Annotated in this window: 15 protein-coding genes; 8 read left to right on the top strand and 7 right to left on the bottom strand. The window is 34.9% G+C overall.

All coding sequences use genetic code 11. The features are described from left to right. Positions 1–522 (bottom strand): DUF7935 family protein, encoded by a 522-nt coding sequence (locus ACEN2H_RS10675; RefSeq protein ID WP_441732330.1) that lies wholly within the window; start codon positions 520–522, stop codon positions 1–3. Between the two features lie 157 nt (positions 523–679). Between ACEN2H_RS10675 and ACEN2H_RS10670 the strand changes: the two genes are divergently transcribed. The 3 genes from ACEN2H_RS10670 to ACEN2H_RS10660 all read left to right on the top strand — a co-directional run bounded on the left by ACEN2H_RS10670 (position 680) and on the right by ACEN2H_RS10660 (position 3,286). Then, on the top strand, positions 680–1,447 hold the full coding sequence (locus ACEN2H_RS10670; RefSeq protein ID WP_441732329.1) for a sulfite exporter TauE/SafE family protein: 768 nt from the start codon (positions 680–682) through the stop codon (positions 1,445–1,447). A gap of 539 nt (positions 1,448–1,986) precedes the next feature. After that, positions 1,987–2,997 (top strand): LLM class flavin-dependent oxidoreductase, encoded by a 1,011-nt coding sequence (locus ACEN2H_RS10665; protein ID WP_441732328.1) that lies wholly within the window; start codon positions 1,987–1,989, stop codon positions 2,995–2,997. A 160-nt stretch (positions 2,998–3,157) separates the two neighbouring features. Then, positions 3,158–3,286 carry a hypothetical protein gene (locus ACEN2H_RS10660; RefSeq protein ID WP_441732327.1) on the top strand — a complete coding sequence of 43 codons (129 nt, stop codon included), beginning with the start codon at positions 3,158–3,160 and terminating at the stop codon, positions 3,284–3,286. Between the two features lie 47 nt (positions 3,287–3,333). Here the strand turns inward: ACEN2H_RS10660 and ACEN2H_RS10655 are convergent, their stop codons facing one another. Beyond that, complete coding sequence (locus tag ACEN2H_RS10655; protein WP_441732326.1) at positions 3,334–4,104, bottom strand: S1/P1 nuclease; 771 nt, start codon at positions 4,102–4,104, stop codon at positions 3,334–3,336. 879 nt (positions 4,105–4,983) lie between these two features. On the opposite strand from ACEN2H_RS10655, the gene ACEN2H_RS10650 reads away from it, so the two are divergent. After that, entirely contained in the window at positions 4,984–7,311 is a 2,328-nt protein-coding gene (locus ACEN2H_RS10650) for an ATP-dependent helicase (RefSeq protein WP_441732325.1), read from the top strand. Between the two features lie 82 nt (positions 7,312–7,393). Then, positions 7,394–8,014 (top strand): L-threonylcarbamoyladenylate synthase, encoded by a 621-nt coding sequence (locus tag ACEN2H_RS10645; RefSeq protein WP_441732324.1) that lies wholly within the window; start codon positions 7,394–7,396, stop codon positions 8,012–8,014. Between the two features lie 279 nt (positions 8,015–8,293). Here the strand turns inward: ACEN2H_RS10645 and ACEN2H_RS10640 are convergent, their stop codons facing one another. From ACEN2H_RS10640 to ACEN2H_RS10630, 3 genes are all read right to left on the bottom strand, one after another. Continuing rightward, positions 8,294–9,127, bottom strand: a complete 834-nt coding sequence (locus ACEN2H_RS10640; protein WP_441732323.1) for an OmpA/MotB family protein — start codon at positions 9,125–9,127, stop codon at positions 8,294–8,296. Positions 9,128–9,200: 73 nt separating this feature from the next. Continuing rightward, positions 9,201–10,187, bottom strand: a complete 987-nt coding sequence (locus ACEN2H_RS10635; protein ID WP_441732322.1) for a glycosyltransferase family 2 protein — start codon at positions 10,185–10,187, stop codon at positions 9,201–9,203. A 9-nt stretch (positions 10,188–10,196) separates the two neighbouring features. Further along, the gene (locus ACEN2H_RS10630; protein ID WP_441732321.1) at positions 10,197–10,643 is read right to left on the bottom strand and encodes a type I restriction enzyme HsdR N-terminal domain-containing protein; all 447 of its coding nucleotides are present in this window, start codon (positions 10,641–10,643) and stop codon (positions 10,197–10,199) included. Positions 10,644–10,733: 90 nt separating this feature from the next. Here ACEN2H_RS10630 and holA point away from each other — a divergent pair, with 90 nt between their 5' ends. Genes holA through ettA form a run of 3 tightly spaced genes read left to right on the top strand, consistent with a single transcriptional unit; the run spans position 10,734 to position 13,703 of the window. Beyond that, on the top strand, positions 10,734–11,738 hold the full coding sequence (gene holA, locus ACEN2H_RS10625) for a DNA polymerase III subunit delta (RefSeq protein WP_441732320.1): 1,005 nt from the start codon (positions 10,734–10,736) through the stop codon (positions 11,736–11,738). Positions 11,739–11,784: 46 nt separating this feature from the next. Continuing rightward, positions 11,785–11,967, top strand: a complete 183-nt coding sequence (locus ACEN2H_RS10620) for a CAL67264 family membrane protein (protein WP_441732319.1) — start codon at positions 11,785–11,787, stop codon at positions 11,965–11,967. A gap of 41 nt (positions 11,968–12,008) precedes the next feature. Then, the gene (gene ettA, locus ACEN2H_RS10615; protein ID WP_441732318.1) at positions 12,009–13,703 is read left to right on the top strand and encodes an energy-dependent translational throttle protein EttA; all 1,695 of its coding nucleotides are present in this window, start codon (positions 12,009–12,011) and stop codon (positions 13,701–13,703) included. A 219-nt stretch (positions 13,704–13,922) separates the two neighbouring features. On the opposite strand, the gene ACEN2H_RS10610 is transcribed toward ettA, so the two are convergent. Together ACEN2H_RS10610 and ACEN2H_RS10605 are read right to left on the bottom strand one after the other, a co-directional pair. Next, entirely contained in the window at positions 13,923–14,339 is a 417-nt protein-coding gene (locus ACEN2H_RS10610; RefSeq protein WP_441732375.1) for a thiol-disulfide oxidoreductase DCC family protein, read from the bottom strand. 48 nt (positions 14,340–14,387) lie between these two features. Further along, the gene (locus tag ACEN2H_RS10605; protein WP_441732317.1) at positions 14,388–16,559 is read right to left on the bottom strand and encodes an endonuclease MutS2; all 2,172 of its coding nucleotides are present in this window, start codon (positions 16,557–16,559) and stop codon (positions 14,388–14,390) included. Positions 16,560–16,787: the final 228 nt, after the last annotated feature.

Genomic DNA, 16,787 nt, shown 5'->3' with positions numbered 1-16,787 from the left:
TTACCACAATTGACTCACTTCATTTTTGATAAAGGCTAAAGCTGATCTACTAGGAGATGGTTTTTCTAACAAATCACTTATAATAATTGAACGCAGACTATCTGCGTCGGTCACTTTTTCGTTTTTTCCGGCTAATCGTACCATTTGGATTGTAGCATTTTTGGCAGTAACAATAATGGACCAGCATTCATCTGATATGTATATTTGTTGTGTCATATTGTGCTCGAATTCCTGCTCGATTTGGGCAATTACGAAATTTTGGTATTCGTTTTTATCTTCAGAAAGAGGTGTTATTCTAACTAATAATTGCGATGGATTGATTCGTTCCATGAACAGTGTCATCCGCTCGTATGCTTGTAAACGTAAGGGTAATGTTGCTGTTTTATTGTCCTTTTGAAGGAGCCATCGTCTTGTGTTTTGTTGGTCTTTAAAATGGGAATCGAATAAAAAGTAAGCAACTGCTCCTGTGATTATCGACGGAAGAGTATAGGCGACTATTTCTGTTATCGTAGTTGAATCCATTATGATTTAAGTTTTGATTAGCAAAAATATACTTTTTGATGACAATTCTGGGTCAATTGTATTGTAATAAATAAGGGGAATAGTATTTTTGCAACTAACACTCCAGAATCTAGCGCGTTTCTGAGGATCTCATTTTAATTTTTATTTCAAACAGCTAATGGAGTCGTATATCATTATTTTGCTTTGTGTGGCTGCTTTTGTTGCAGGATTTATTGACGCTATTGTAGGCGGTGGTGGACTAATCCAAACGCCGGCGGGCTTGATTTTATTGCCTAATTTACCCGTTGCAACGGTTATTGGTACTTTAAAAATTCCTGCTTTTAGTGGAACATCCTTTGCAGCTGTCCAGTATCTCAAAAAGGTGACTATGAACTGGAAATTATTATTTATAATGATGGCATTGGCTCTGCCTTCAGCCTTTTTAGGTTCTACTTTGTTAACTTATATGAGCAATGATTTTATGAAACCATTGTTGCTTTTTATCCTTTCTCTTTTGGCTATTTATACCTACGCTAAGAAAAATTTTGGACAACAAGTAGAAAGGAATATTTCTGACAGAACCCAAATTGTGAATGCTATTGGAATCAGTTTTATAGTTGGTTTTTATGATGGATTTATTGGTCCTGGAACCGGCAGTTTCTTTGTAGTGGCTTTCATAGCTTTGATGGGGTTTGATTTTCTGCATGCTTCCGCAAATGCAAAAATGGTGAACCTAGCAACTAATTTTGGTTCGATATGTCTGTTTGTTTTAAAAGGAAAGATAATTTGGGCAATCGCTTTACCCATGGCTGTTAGTAATGCATTGGGTGGATGGTTAGGCGCTAAATTAGCGATTAATAAAGGCAATGGTTTTATTCGAATTTTCTTTTTGGTGATTGTAATGGGGACCTTAATTCGGTTTGCTTACGATGTGTTTTGTAAATAGATTACAAGGGCAATTGCCACAAATATTTAAATTACAATAACTTAAAAATAGCTAAAATTGTACTAGAAAGTAGTAAGTGACTTTGTAATAGGCGAGTGGTAGGTCGTTTAATTGGAGAACGACTTCCAAGAATTTGTTAGAATAAACCCAATTTTCAACTGGATAAAAAGGATGCAGCAATTGAATTTGGATTAGAGATCTAGAGCAAAATGAGCCGGTTATTATGTTTTATTAGAAGTCGGAGATGCCATTTAAAAAAAAAGATACAGTTGCATTTAATAAAAGTTTCAAGACCTTGGTCATCAATTGTAATAGTTGGCAGATCAAAGAAGAAATTCCATTTGTACATTTAAAAATACCTGTAAACCGACTTTCCTCCATTAGATAATTAATTATTCAAATGTCCTGTTTCTCGTGAATCTTAGAACTAATCTATTTGGGCATGAAGTACTTTGTTTAGAGACATTATAAATAATTTAACGCTGCAGAATTTTTGGACGAGCTTTAAATGATTATTTTTACTAAAATCAAAAATTAAAATGTCAAATACCATACCCATATCCTTATTAGAATTAGCCTTAATTAACCAAGATAGTAACGCAAAAGAAACAATAGAAAAGACAAAAGAGCTCGCTCAACACGCTGATAACTTGGGCTACAAGCGATTTTGGTTGGCAGAACATCATAATATGGCGCACATAGCAAGTTCCGCAACCGTAGTTTTAATTGGATATATTGCGGGTCAAACAAAAAATATCCGCGTTGGATCTGGAGGCATTATGCTACCTAATCACTCTCCATTGGTCGTTGCAGAACAATTTGGAACTTTAGAAACCTTATATCCCAATAGGATTGATTTGGGTTTAGGAAGAGCACCAGGAACAGATGGCCAAACAGCTCAAGCCATTCGTAAAGATTTTATCGAACAATCCCAGCGATTTCCTCAAAATGTAGCGGCCTTACAGGACTATTTTTCGATAGATAATGCAAAAGCAAGTGTACGTGCTTTCCCTGCCGAAGGAACAAATGTTCCCCTTTGGATTTTAGGGTCGAGTATGGATAGTGCGGGTTTAGCTGCAGCCAAAGGACTACCATATGCTTTTGCCGGCCATTTTGCACCCAGACAAATGATTCAGGCATTCGAATTTTATAGGGAAAACTTTATACCTTCTGCGTTTTTAAAGCAACCTAAAACTATTGCCTGCGTTAACGCCATCGCTGCTGATACCGATAAAGAAGCAGAAATATTGTCGACTAGTTTGTACCAAATGTTTAAGAACTTGATCACAAATAATCGAGTACCACTGCAATCGCCAGTTGACTCCTTAACTGATTTTATGAATGATATGAGCGAAGAAGCTCGATTTCATGTCAATCAAATGACGGCTTGCTCCTTTGTAGGTAGTAAAGAAAAATTAGCGATTGATTTAAAGGAATTTATTGAGTACTCCAAAGCGGATGAAATCATGATTAGTAGTGCTATTTATGATCATCAGGATAAATTAAAAAGTTTAAGCCTTTTAAAAGAAGTGATGGATTCTCTTAATTAATACAATCATATTTATAGTAGACATTCAAAAGCCCAATCGTGAGATTGGGCTTTTTCTTTGATTTTTTGGGGTAATAACCACAGCAAAAACAAGTGTTACTAATTATGAATAAGGATAATTTGGTTATAGCCCAATTTTCATCAGTTTCGAAATTAATACTATGACTTTAAGTGATAGATTAAAAGCAGATAAAAGCAAACGAGTAGGTATAAACCCATCCATAAATTATGATGCCATAATTAATGTCGACATCATTAAAGGTCTAATTTATAAAATAGGCGTGAATTAAGTATAATTTACGCCTTAAGTATTTCTGGTGATTTTGAATAGAAAACTCTAATTTTTAAAAGCCTGTTGCAATACCGCTGCCAAGCGAATTCCCGCTTTATGGATTTGAAATTCTATAAGTTTAGCATTTTTAGTAGCATATTCATCGCTGATAGTATCTCCTACAGTATTGTATATATGATCTAGAAGGTTTCTGGATTCTTTTGACCAACGAATGACATTTATCTTTTTCATTTTTTGCAATCCTTTTTTAGAGAAAGCATTTGAATTCAGACAATCTTGAAGTGAAACTCCCTTTGATTCTATTATTCTAGAATCCCACAAAGAATGTAGATTTGTTTTTTTATCATTGTAATTCACGTCCATATCATTTCCTCCTTTGTCAAAGCCATAGCCCACGTGTAAAGGTTGATGTAAGTCTCCGATGAGATGAAAAAGAACGGCTATTTTAGTTTTCATTTCCGCATCCGAAAACTTAGAATGATTTTTTAACTGTTTGATCGTGAGCTCTAATTGGTACATAATATTCGCACCATTTACAGCTACAACAGGAGCTCCTTTTTCAAAATTTACATAATGATAAGGTTTCATATAATCATAGGAATGATCACTTTTTATATTGTCCATCCAGTTGGCTGCCTCTTGAATGCTCATTCCGTCCAAATAGTGTAAAACTGTTTTTTTAGTATTTTCGTCCAAATAATTAAAAGCTACTTCGGCCACTAAAGCATGCCCTTTTTTGCCCCAAGCCCATGTTTTGTGAGGTAGAAAAATCAATAGTGTCAATAAAAAAGCGAAGAAAAAGGATGATCTGTTCATGAATTTTAATTTTGGTCAAATATAGAGCTAGTCGCTGCAACCTGCGTTAATTTTATATTAATTATTTGTTCTAGCCTGAAATAGCGATACACAGCAAGCATCCTAATGGAAAAATAGGAAAAACGTGCTATGCAAAACGAACTCAAAAAGTTTACTCAATGATGTGGAAATAATGGCAGATGCACTTAGTGTTCCATTTAATAATTCACTTATGAGCAAGGATAAAAGGATTAAAATAATGAAGTCTAATTTATGGATAAGTGTGTGTGGTTTATCTGTATATAGAAGGAAATAATAATAAAATTATATCTGGAATCAGTTTTATATCTGTTTTTATAATGGATTCATTGGGCCTGAAAGGAAAAGTTTTTTTATTGTTGCTTCTATAGCTTTGATGGTTTTTGATTTTCTTCATGCTTCTGCAAATGCTAAGATGGTTAATCACGACTAATTTTAGTGCAATATATCCTTTGTTATAAAACGGAAAGTTATTTTGGCAATCGCTTCCCCTATGATTCCCAGTAAAGCAATACGAGAATGGCTTGGTGCTAAACTAGCCATTAATAATGGGAATGACTTTATTTCAATTTTCTTTTTGCTAATTGTAGTGGGGAATTTTAAATCAGATTGTTGATGATCTTTTGATTGGAAAAATTAACTTGTAATCCAAAGTTTTTATTCTGAATTCGATAGTGTGAAAAATACTTGCAAACTAAATAGTAAAGAGTATTTCGAACCTATTACTTTTATTGGCTTGAGAAGTAAAATGCCAGATACTGATATCCAATGTTTATTCTACTGTTTTATCCCTTTAAAAATTTGTGACTAGCAACCTTATTAACTCTTAAATTCTTATTTTTGCCTAAATAGAAAATTTACATGCAAAAATACATTGCCCAACTTAACGAAGCACAGCGCGAACCCGTATTACAGAAAGACGGTCCAATGATTATTATAGCTGGTGCTGGTTCTGGAAAAACACGTGTGTTGACCATACGGATTGCTTATTTAATGAACTTGGGAGTCGATGCGTTTAACATTTTGTCGCTTACTTTTACCAATAAGGCAGCGCGTGAAATGAAAAAGCGTATTTCGGATATTGTAGGGTCTAGTGAAGCTAAAAACCTCTGGATGGGAACCTTCCATTCTGTTTTTGCTAGAATTTTGCGTTCCGAAGCTTCTCTATTGGGGTATCCGTCTAATTTTACTATTTATGATTCACAGGATTCCTTGCGAGCTATTTCTGGAATTATCAAAGAAATGCAATTGGATAGAGATGTCTACAAGCCAAAACAGGTATTAAGCAGAATTTCGAATTTTAAAAACAGTTTGATTACCGTAAAAGCGTATTTTAATGATCGTGATCTACAGGAGGCGGATGCTATGTCTAAAAAGCCTCGTATGGGCGAACTGTATCAGAATTATGTAGAGAAATGTTTCAAGTCAGGCGCCATGGATTTTGATGATTTATTATTAAAAACTAACGAATTGTTGACCCGTTTCCCTGAAGTGTTGGCGAAGTACCAAAACCGTTTTCGTTATATTTTGGTGGATGAGTACCAAGATACGAATCACTCACAATATTTGATTGTTCGAGCTTTATCGGATAAGTTTCAGAATATATGTGTGGTAGGTGATGATGCGCAAAGTATCTATGCCTTTCGGGGTGCAAATATCAATAACATTTTGAATTTCCAAAAAGATTACGAAGGTGTGAAAACTTTTAGACTCGAACAAAATTACCGATCGACAAAAAATATCGTGGAAGCGGCCAATACCATTATTGATAAAAATAAAACCAAACTAGATAAAATTGTTTGGACAGCTAATGATTTCGGTCCAAAGATAAAAGTACATCGCAGCATGACCGACTCTGAAGAAGGTCGTTTTGTTGCCAGTACTATTTTCGAACAAAAGATGCAAAACCAAATGAATAATGGTCAATTTGCAATTTTGTACCGTACTAACGCGCAATCCCGTTCGATGGAAGATGCGCTGCGAAAGCGAGACATTCCGTATCGAATTTATGGAGGTTTGTCTTTTTACCAAAGAAAAGAAATAAAAGATGTTTTGTGTTATTTGCGATTGGTAATCAATCCCAAAGACGAGGAAGCATTAATGCGGGTAATTAATTATCCTGCTCGAGGTATTGGTAATACGACCATCGAAAAATTGATGGTGGCTGCAAATCATTATAAGCGCTCCATCTTTGAAGTAATGCAAAATATCGATAAAATTGACTTGAAATTGAATTCTGGAACCAAACAAAAACTACTTGATTTTGTGACCATGATTCAAAGTTTTCAAGTAATAAATGAAAATCAAGATGCCTTCTATATAACGGATCATGTTGCTAAAAAAACGGGATTAGTTCAAGAACTTAAGAAAGATGCCACTCCTGAGGGAATGGCAAAAGTTCAAAATATTGAAGAGCTACTAAACGGAATCAAGGATTTTACTGAAGGTCAAAAGGAAATTGACGGAGCGCGAGGAGCCTTATCTGAATTTATGGAAGATGTTGCATTGGCAACGGACTTGGATAAGGACACAAGTGACGAAGATCGCGTGGCTTTGATGACGATCCACTTGGCCAAAGGGCTCGAATTTCCTCACGTTTTTGTGGTGGGTATGGAGGAAGATTTGTTTCCTAGTGCCATGAGTATGAGTACAAGAAGTGAATTAGAAGAAGAGCGCCGTTTATTTTATGTGGCTTTGACTCGGGCAGAGCATCAGGCCTATTTGACGTATGCACAATCCCGTTATCGCTGGGGTAAATTGACAGATAGTGAACCTTCCCGTTTTATAGAGGAAATTGACGCGCAGTATTTAGAATATCTTACGCCCGCAGAAAATAATTACCGTTACAAACCAATGATCGATAGCGACATTTTTGGTGATGTTGATAAATCAAAATTGCGTTTGGCCAAACCAGCTAATGGAACAGCGCCCACTGCGAACAGTGAAGCTAAATCAGTTGGTAGCGTTCGGAAATTAAAACCTTTGTTAGATAAAGGGGCATCAGGAAGTGCTAATTTATTTGATAATAAATTAGTCGCTGGAAATCTAGTAATGCACGAGCGTTTTGGAAGAGGACAAGTTATAAACTTGGAAGGCGTAGGTGCTGACAAAAAAGCAGAAATCAAATTTGAAGTTGGCGGAATCAAAAAATTACTATTGCGTTTTGCCAAACTGGATATCATCGGATAAAAATTTGTTTCTAGTTTAAGGCTTGAAGTCCTTTTTAAAAGCACTTTACGCTTTAAATATTTAATTTAAACTAAAAAAAGTTATGGCTCAATTTATAAAAATATATCCAGATAAACCCAACGAGGCTGCTATTGCAAAGGTCGTAAAGGTTTTGAAAGATGGTGGTTTAATTATTTACCCTACAGATACTGTTTACGGATTAGGATGTGACATTACAAACACTAAAGCTTTGGAGCGTATTGCAAGGATAAAAGGAATAAAGCTGGATAAAGCCAACTTTTCTTTCGTTTGTTACGACTTAAGCAATTTGTCCGATTATGTTAAGCAGATTGACACAGCCACTTTTAAAATCCTTAAAAGAGCCTTGCCGGGGCCTTACACTTTTATTTTACCAGGAAACAACAGTTTGCCTAAAGAATTCAAGAAAAAGACGACCGTCGGGATACGTATTCCTGATAACTCGATTGCCTTGGAGATAGTACGCCAACTAGGAAATCCAATAGTATCCACTTCGATACATGATGAGGATGACGTAATAGAGTATACAACAGATCCCGAGCTCATTTTTGAGAAATGGCAGAATCTTGTTGATTTGGTTATAGATGGTGGTTACGGTGATAATGTAGGTTCTACTATAATAGATTTGTCTGGAGATGAACCAGAAGTTATAAGGGAAGGCAAAGGAAGTCTCGATATATTGTAATATATTGGCTTAATTATTGCACTTATAGAAATAATGGTTATTTTTGTTCGATAAATTAAAAAAAATACAAATTAATTTAAGGTCATACAGCATGCCATTCTTAATATATATTTAATTGGTTATTAGAAAAAGATTAAGGATGCATAAAAGCAGGTCGAAAGACCTGTTTTTTCTTTTTTGTATGATTTGATAGATTCACAATTCAATAGAAAATATTTTACATAAAAAAACGTCTCGATATTCGAGACGTTTTTATTTATATCAAAATGAAATTGAAAACTATTGCTTTTGTTTTTTCATTTCTTTTTCTATCATATCGTAGAATTGATCAATTTTTGGTAATACAACAATACGAGTTCTTCTATTACGAGCTCTGTTTTCAGCAGAATCGTTATCAACTAATGGTACATAAGAACTTCTACCTGCAGCAATCAATTGCGCTGGATTAACGTTCAATTCGTTTGTCAATACTCTGATGATAGAAGTAGAACGTTTCACACTTAAATCCCAGTTGTCTAATAACACTCCATTTCCAGTTAATGGAACATTGTCAGTATGTCCTTCAACCATACATTCAAAATCAGGTTTGTCATTAACTACTTTTGCTACTTTAGCTAAAACTTCTTTTGCTCTTTCAGACACAACGTAGCTTCCAGTTTTAAATAATAATTTATCAGCAATTGAAATAAATACAACCCCTTTTTCAACATTTATTTGAATATCTGGATCGTTTATTCCAACTGATCTTTTCAAGGTAGTAACTAGAGCAAGTGTAACACTATCTTTCTTAGTTAATGCATCTTGCATTCTAGTAATTTTTAAATCTTTCTCTTTCATCGATTCTAATGCTTTCTCTATATTATCTGCTCCTTTTGAAGTCAATATAGTCATGTCTTTAGAAGTGCTGATAAGAGTCTGGTTATATTCTTTTAAACCAGAAACAGTAGCCGTAAGCCCTGCTTTTTCTTCTAAACAAGAGTTTAGTTTTACTGTACAAGAATTTAGTAAATCTTGAGTTTCCTTGTTTCTGGCTTCTAAATCAGTATATTTCTTTTTAGAAACACAAGAGGTCATAAGGACTAAGACCGACAATGCAATTGCAATTTTTTTCATAGATTTTTTTTGTTAGGTTCAAATGCGAAGTTAGTTTTTAATGATTAAATATTTGATATAATTTATTATAAAATTATTTTACAAATAGCTTATCATTATTAATGTAGTACTTCATAACGATACTTTTGGTACTATAGTATTTTTTTAACTGAATAAGTTCTCTTTTTTTGTAAGTATTTGAAAACAAACGATAAAACGAAGCATGAGCTTTTAGAATAGCAATAAAATGAAAAAAACTCCCTTTAAAAAGGAATTGAATTCCTGCGATTCCGTCAAGTATCATGCGGCAAACTAAGACAAAATATAACTTTTTCTTTGGTAAATTTTTAGTTAACATTAACAATGAGTTTCTGAAATTCAAGAAAGTTTTCCTTGGATTGCCTTTTTGCAAGGTCGCACCTCCCACGTGATAAACCACCGATTTATGATTGTATTTTATTTTGTGTCCTTTATTGAATGCGCGCCAGCACAAATCGATTTCTTCCTGATGGGCAAAGAAATCATCGTCGAAACCTTTCAATTCCCTGTAAATAGAACTCCTTATAAAAAAGCAAGCGCCAGATGCCCAAAAAATCTCACAATCATTATCATATTGGCCTTTGTCTTTTTCTAAACTGTCAAAAATGCGTCCACGACAATATGGATATCCATACTTATCAATGAAGCCCCCAGCAGCTCCAGCATATTCAAAATACTGCTTGTTTTTAAAATCTAGAATTTTTGGCTGTATTATAGCTGTCTGCGGCTCTTTTTCGAAAGTTTGCATTATCGGCAGCAGCCAGTTTTCAGTCACTTCAATGTCTGAATTGACCAAAGCATATATTTCGGCTTCTACATGTTCGAGGGCCTCGTTATATCCCTTTGCAAAGCCTAAATTACCGTCGTTTTTTACAATATGTACCATGGGGAAGTTATCCGTGACAAACGCAATGGAATCGTCTGTTGAAGCATTGTCGGCAACATATACGGTTGCATCAGCTGAAAACCGCAGTATTGAGGGTAAAAATTGTTCCAATAAGCTAACTCCATTCCAATTGAGGATAACGACTGCTATTTTCATTCTGTTTGTTTAGAGGGTATAATTTGGAAGCTCAGCAAGAAACTGATATTTTTCATTTTCAAAATCCATTTTGCAAAAATAATGATTTAAGCCATTGGTTACCATCAAAAACTGGGCATTCATGGTCATGTTATAACGTGCGATCTGATCAAATGTGGCTTGTGCAATTTTTATGGCGGGTGCTTTGCATTCGATTAAGATATAAATGGAGCCGTCTGGGTTATAAACTACTATGTCATATCTCTTGCGTAATCCGTTGACTTTTAAGACTTTTTCTACATTTATATGAGATATAGGGTACTTTTTTTCTTCCAATAAAAACTGTACGACATGCTGGCGAACCCATTCCTCTGGTGTTAGAATGATAAATTTTTTCCTGATTTTATCAAAAATAGACACTTTATTTTCGCTATTTTTGAATCGAAAAGAATAGGAATAGAAATTCAGTTTTTGCATAAAGCAAAAATAGTTATTTAGTTTAAATTTTAAACTGTAAAGTCTCACAAGTTGGGACAAACTTTAAACTATACATTTTAAACCAAAAATATGGAGGAGGTTATAAAAATTTTAAATGACATAAAAGGCGGAAACATCAAACCTATTTATTTTTTGATGGGAGAAGAAGCTTTTTATATCGATATTATATCTGATTATATTGAAAAAAATGTGTTGTCTGAAGAAGAAAAAGGATTCAATCAAACTGTCTTATATGGTCGAGACGTGTCAATTGAAGATATAGTTTCAACAGCCAAACGATATCCGATGATGGCAGAGCGTCAGGTTTTAATTGTCAAAGAAGCACAAGATCTTATCCGTACTATTGATAAACTTGAAAGCTATGCTGAAAATCCGATGCAGACTACTGTTTTGGTCATTTGTTATAAATACAAAACTCTAGACAAACGTAAAAAAACAACTAAGTTGTTAGCAAAGGCAGGTGTTGTTTACGAAAGTAAAAAGCTTTATGAAAATCAAGTTGGGGATTGGATAAAACGCATATTGGCTAGTAAAAAATATACGATTGAGCCTAAAGCCAACGCTATGTTGGTGGAGTTTTTAGGAAATAATTTGGGAAAAATAAATAACGAACTCGAAAAATTGCAAATTGTATTGCCAAAAGGAAGTATTATTACTCCAAAAGATATAGAGGAAAATATAGGGTTCAGCAAGGATTTTAATGTGTTTGAGTTAAGAAAAGCGATCGGAGAACGGAACCAACTTAAAGCATATACTATTGCTCAGAATTTTGCGAATAACCCAAAAGAAAATCCAATGGTGGTTACTACAAGTTTGGTTTTTGGATTTTTCATTCAATTGCTTAAATACCACGGTCTAAAAGAGAGGAACCCGAAGAATGTTGCCGCGGTTTTAGGTATTAATCCTTTTTTTATGAAAGAATATGACGTGGCACTAAAGAATTACCCTATGAAAAAGGTAAGCCAGGTCGTGGCTTCCTTAAGGGATATCGATGTTAAAAGCAAAGGAGTCGGGGCAAATGCGATGTCTAATTCTGATTTGTTACGAGAAATGCTTTATAATATTTTCAATTAGCGCTTAAAATTTACGATATTTGCATTTCAAAAAACAGCGCATAATCATGGGAATGAATAAGAATACCGTCTTGGGATGGGCTACTTTAATAATGATTTTAATGGGATTACTCCTAATAGGACTTGGCGCTTTCAGGTATAGTGAGGTCTCCGGATGGGGATTTGCTGCTGTCGGGGTTGGATTTTTGGCTAATGCTTGGGTTTTTAGCTCCCTTAAGGGTAGGCTTTAAGCTGTACTTTAAATGTTGAATGATAATAAAAAATAAATAAAATGGCAGACGATAAGAAAGTAATATTCTCCATGTCTAAATTGAGTAAAACTTACTCAAGTAGTGACAAACAAGTGTTAAAAAACATTTATTTAAGTTTCTTCTACGGGGCTAAAATTGGTATTTTGGGTCTTAACGGATCAGGAAAATCATCTTTATTAAAAATTATTGCTGGAGTCGATAAGAATTATCAAGGAGACGTGGTTTTTGCGCCAGGCTATACGGTTGGCTACTTAGAACAAGAACCAATTATTGACGACAGTAAAACAGTTATCGAAATTGTTCGCGAAGGTGTTGCGGAAACTATGGCGGTATTAGAAGAGTTCAATCAAATCAATGATAGTTTTGGTCTTCCCGAAGTTTATGAAGATGCCGAAAAGATGGATAAATTGATGGATCGTCAAGCACTTTTGCAAGATAAAATCGATGCATTAGGAGCTTGGGAAATTGATACCAAATTAGAAATAGCCATGGATGCTTTACGTACTCCTGATGCAGATACTCCAATTAAGAACTTATCTGGTGGTGAGCGTCGTCGTGTTGCTTTATGTCGCTTGTTATTGCAACAACCGGACGTGTTGCTTTTGGATGAACCTACCAATCACTTGGATGCAGAAAGCGTACTTTGGTTGGAACAACATTTGGCACAATACTCGGGGACAGTTATCGCTGTAACTCACGACAGATACTTCTTGGATAATGTGGCAGGTTGGATTTTAGAGTTGGATAGAGGAGAAGGTATTCCTTGGAAAGGAAATTATTCTTCTTGGCTAGAACAAAAATCGGGACGTATGGCATTGGAAGAGAAAACAGCTTCCAAACGTAGAAAAAACTTGGAGCGTGAGTTGGACTGGGTTCGTCAAGGAGCCAAAGGACGTCAAACGAAACAGAAAGCGCGTTTACAGAACTACGATAAATTGTTGAATGAAGATCAGAAAGCATTAGATGAAAATCTAGAAATCTATATCCCGAACGGTCCTCGTTTAGGTACAAATGTTATTGAAGCTAAAGGTGTTGCTAAAGCATATGGTGATAAGTTACTTTACGACAACTTGAATTTTACTTTGCCACAAGCGGGAATTGTAGGAATCATTGGACCCAATGGAGCTGGTAAATCAACTATTTTCAGAATGATAATGGGAGAAGAAAAACCAGATGCGGGAGAATTTGTTATTGGAGAGACTGTAAAGATCGCATACGTAGATCAAGCACATTCCGATATCGACCCTAATAAATCAATCTGGGAAAACTTCTGTGATGGTCAAGAATTGATCATGATGGGCGGACGCCAAGTGAATTCACGTGCTTATTTAAGCCGTTTCAATTTTGGAGGAAGTGATCAGAACAAAAAGGTTTCTACTCTTTCGGGAGGTGAACGTAACCGTTTGCACCTTGCAATGACATTAAAAGAAGAAGGAAATGTGTTGTTACTTGATGAACCTACAAATGATTTGGATATTAATACGCTACGTGCTTTGGAAGAAGGTTTAGAGAGCTTTGCAGGTTGTGCGGTAGTAATTTCGCACGATAGATGGTTCTTGGATAGAATTTGTACTCACATTCTAGCTTTTGAAGGAAACTCAGAAGTGTACTATTTTGAAGGTGGTTTCTCTGAATATGAAGAAAATAAAAAGAAACGTTTAGGTGGTGACTTAACTCCTAAACGATTGAAATATAGAAAATTAATCAGAAGCTAATTCTAAACTTAATGATCTAATAAAAAAGGGATGTCTTATTTAGACATCCCTTTTTTTTGTTCTTCTTGTCGTTGTTAAATATACTAAAAATACTACGGTTGATACATCCACTGCTGTAAAACCAATATACTCGATGTCTCAGCTAATTAGTACGATAGTCTTTTTTTATTAAAATAGTTTTTGTGTTTGGTCTATCATGATAAAAATCAGAAAAAGATTTTATTCTAAAAATTTTGATTTCAATTCAGGGGTCGGAATCATACAATGTTCCTTTTTGCCAAACCATTTGTACCGGTTTTTGGCAACGTAATCGTATATACTATTTGATAATGAGCTTGGCAGAACCTTAAAAACGCTTAGCAACGCTAGTCCACCGCTAAGATGCTTTGCTATTTCTAAAGCCGCTTCAGACTTCACGTAATAGGCAACTCCTGGCTCATAAAGAATAATACTGTCTATATTTTGAGTATTAATACCAATGTGTTTAATAATACTTGGAGCTAAATCAGATTGTAAGGCTACAAATCTAAAAAGGTCTTTTTTATCGTGTTTAATTACAAATTGTACTGCTGTATTGCACAAATTACACACTCCATCAAACAGAATAATTTTTTTGTTTTTGGGTAGATTTTGCATTTTGGTTTTCATTTATCATTTTTTGTCTCAATAAGTACTCAATTCTGACTACTTTTTCTTCTTAACCGACTCTACTAGTTCTAAGGAATCCAAATTGACCTTGGAGGTGAATACGCCGTAATTTACTGTAGCTTTGTTCTTTTCGATAGCATCAACTGTTCCCACCGCTTTTCCGTCTAGCATCCGAACACGATCTCCTAATCGTATAATTGCCTTAGGTATCTCAATAACCGGTTTTATTTTCTTTTCTTTCTTCTCTTTTCTGATCTCTTCCACATGAACGGTGACTTCTTCAATCACTTCTTTTTTCTTTGCTACAATGGCTTTAGCTTCTTTAGGTGTAGCTTTAATACGCTTTGAATTTTCAATTTCGATAATTTTTAAAAAGTCTTCGATAAGGTCTTTTTTGCTTTTATTATTGAAATATCTTTCAGCTATATCTTCAATTTTATGTCCTATGTAAATCGTCTTTTGATTGCTGTCGTACAATTCCTGATAGCTCTCCAGTTTCTGCTTTATCTTGACATTAATGGTTTCCATTTTCTTTCCTTCTTCGCGCGCTTTGGTTTCCTCTTCTTTTAATGTTTGGGAAGTTTTTTCCATTTTAGAACGCTCTTTCTGAAGTGTTGCAATGGTCTTGTCGAAACGAACTTTTCCAACTTCAATTTTCTTTTTGGCTCGATTAATTAAGCTATAAGGGATTCCATTTTTCAATGCAACCTCAAAGGTAAAAGAACTTCCTGCTTGACCCAAGGCCAATTTGTACATGGGCTCCAATGTCTTTTCGTCAAACATCATGTTGGCGTTGGTTGCGAATGGCAATTCGTTCGCTAGTATTTTCAAATTTGAATAATGAGTGGTAATAATTCCAAAGGCTTCTCTGTGATAGAATTCTTCAAGAAAAATTTCGGCTAATGCACCTCCTAATTCAGGATCAGAACCTGTACCAAATTCGTCAATCAGGAACATCGTTCTACGATTACACTTCTTGAGAAAATAGTTCATGTTTTTAAGTCGGTAACTGTATGTACTAAGATGATTTTCAATGGATTGATTGTCTCCTATGTCTGTAAGTATCCTGTCGAATAAAAATGTTTCAGAACGTTCATGAACTGGAATCAACATTCCCGATTGTAGCATCAATTGTAGTAAACCAACCGTTTTTAAGGATATCGTTTTCCCTCCAGCATTAGGTCCTGAAATTACAATAATTCGGTTCTCCTGTTCTAATTCAATGGTCTGCGGATGCGTAATTTCATTTTTCTGTTTGTTATTCAGATATAGAATAGGATGGTAGGCGTCTCTAAAGTAGAGTCGGCGATTCTCTGTAATATGTGGCAGAATACCGTTAATACGGTTTGCATATTTAGCTTTGGCTGCAATGACATCAATATCACTCAGAAAATGCTGATATTGTTTAAGCAAGGGAAGAAAAGGGCGGATATCATTTGATAGTTGCTTCAAAATACGCATAATTTCTTCTGATTCTTCGTATTCTAAATTGCTAAGCTCCCGAGAATATTGTAAAGTAGCCTCTGGTTCGATATAGGCGATGCTTCCGGTTTTCGAGCTTCCCATTATAGATCCTTTTACTTTACGGCGGTACATCGCCAAAACGGCTAATACGCGACGATTTTGAACAAAACTTTCCTTGATGTCATCAAGATATCCGAGACTGTTGTATTGTGTCAATGCCGTTCCAAAGCTTTGATTTACTTTGCCTCGAACTGAATTCATACTTCTTCGAACATCCAATAGCACTGGCGAAGCGTTGTCTTTGATTTCACCATATTTATCAACTATCTGGTCGACGGCTGTAATTATTTCTTTGGTTAGTTCAACTTCGTTAGCCCTAGTATTTAAATTCGGGTAATAGTCATCGAATTTTTTCAAATAATTCAACATAAAATTAACCGTTGACGAAAGGGTTGCAATTTTTCTAAAACTACCCACCTCAAGAAAACTGTCCTCTATAGCTAGAAACTTTATTTCATGGGTAATGGCATCAAACCCATGATTGGGGATAGCATTATTATTTTGAAAAGAGGAAACATATTCAGATGTCTGCATTAGCGCTTGCATCAAAGTTTCTTTATCTTTAAAAGGAGTTATTTCTAAGGCTTTCTGTTTTCCAATGTCCGTATTACATATTGTCGAAATGGTTTCGAGTACGGTAGGAAATTGTAAATCTTGTAATGTTTTTTCGGTGATGGATATCATTCTTTATCGTAAATTGTAAGACAACAAAGTTACGAAGAATCCGTGTTAAAACAGGGATAATATAGTGTCTTTTAGGACGTGTTCTATTTCGTTTCAATTCATAAAAAAATGTCTTCATAATGCCATTTTTTTTATAGTTTGTTTAATGCTGGCTGAATTCAAGTTACTAATGCAACTTTTTGGTTAAACATATAATTTGGTGTTTCAAAATTAAATCTTTTTCTCGGA

Origin of the sequence: Flavobacterium sp. W22_SRS_FP1 (genome assembly GCF_052113685.1) — a bacterium.
Classification (GTDB): domain Bacteria; phylum Bacteroidota; class Bacteroidia; order Flavobacteriales; family Flavobacteriaceae; genus Flavobacterium.
The sequence above is the reverse complement of the archived record's forward strand: the minus strand, read 5'-3'. Positions and strand labels throughout refer to the sequence as shown.

Bases quoted from the DNA above. Each gene is read 5' to 3' on its own strand.
- ACEN2H_RS10655 (WP_441732326.1), bottom strand. From the start codon at position 4,104: ATGAACAGATCATCCTTTTTCTTCGCTTTTTTATTGACACTATTGATT.
- ACEN2H_RS10605 (WP_441732317.1), bottom strand. From the start codon at position 16,559: ATGATATCCATCACCGAAAAAACATTACAAGATTTACAATTTCCTACC.
- ACEN2H_RS10640 (WP_441732323.1), bottom strand. From the start codon at position 9,127: ATGAAAAAAATTGCAATTGCATTGTCGGTCTTAGTCCTTATGACCTCT.
- ACEN2H_RS10635 (WP_441732322.1), bottom strand. From the start codon at position 10,187: ATGAAAATAGCAGTCGTTATCCTCAATTGGAATGGAGTTAGCTTATTG.
- ACEN2H_RS10645 (WP_441732324.1), top strand. From the start codon at position 7,394: ATGGCTCAATTTATAAAAATATATCCAGATAAACCCAACGAGGCTGCT.
- ACEN2H_RS10610 (WP_441732375.1), bottom strand. From the start codon at position 14,339: ATGCAAAATCTACCCAAAAACAAAAAAATTATTCTGTTTGATGGAGTG.
- ettA (WP_441732318.1), top strand. From the start codon at position 12,009: ATGGCAGACGATAAGAAAGTAATATTCTCCATGTCTAAATTGAGTAAA.
- holA (WP_441732320.1), top strand. From the start codon at position 10,734: ATGGAGGAGGTTATAAAAATTTTAAATGACATAAAAGGCGGAAACATC.
- ACEN2H_RS10660 (WP_441732327.1), top strand. From the start codon at position 3,158: ATGACTTTAAGTGATAGATTAAAAGCAGATAAAAGCAAACGAGTAGGT.
- ACEN2H_RS10675 (WP_441732330.1), bottom strand. From the start codon at position 522: ATGGATTCAACTACGATAACAGAAATAGTCGCCTATACTCTTCCGTCG.
- ACEN2H_RS10670 (WP_441732329.1), top strand. From the start codon at position 680: ATGGAGTCGTATATCATTATTTTGCTTTGTGTGGCTGCTTTTGTTGCA.
- ACEN2H_RS10665 (WP_441732328.1), top strand. From the start codon at position 1,987: ATGTCAAATACCATACCCATATCCTTATTAGAATTAGCCTTAATTAAC.
- ACEN2H_RS10620 (WP_441732319.1), top strand. From the start codon at position 11,785: ATGGGAATGAATAAGAATACCGTCTTGGGATGGGCTACTTTAATAATG.
- ACEN2H_RS10650 (WP_441732325.1), top strand. From the start codon at position 4,984: ATGCAAAAATACATTGCCCAACTTAACGAAGCACAGCGCGAACCCGTA.
- ACEN2H_RS10630 (WP_441732321.1), bottom strand. From the start codon at position 10,643: ATGCAAAAACTGAATTTCTATTCCTATTCTTTTCGATTCAAAAATAGC.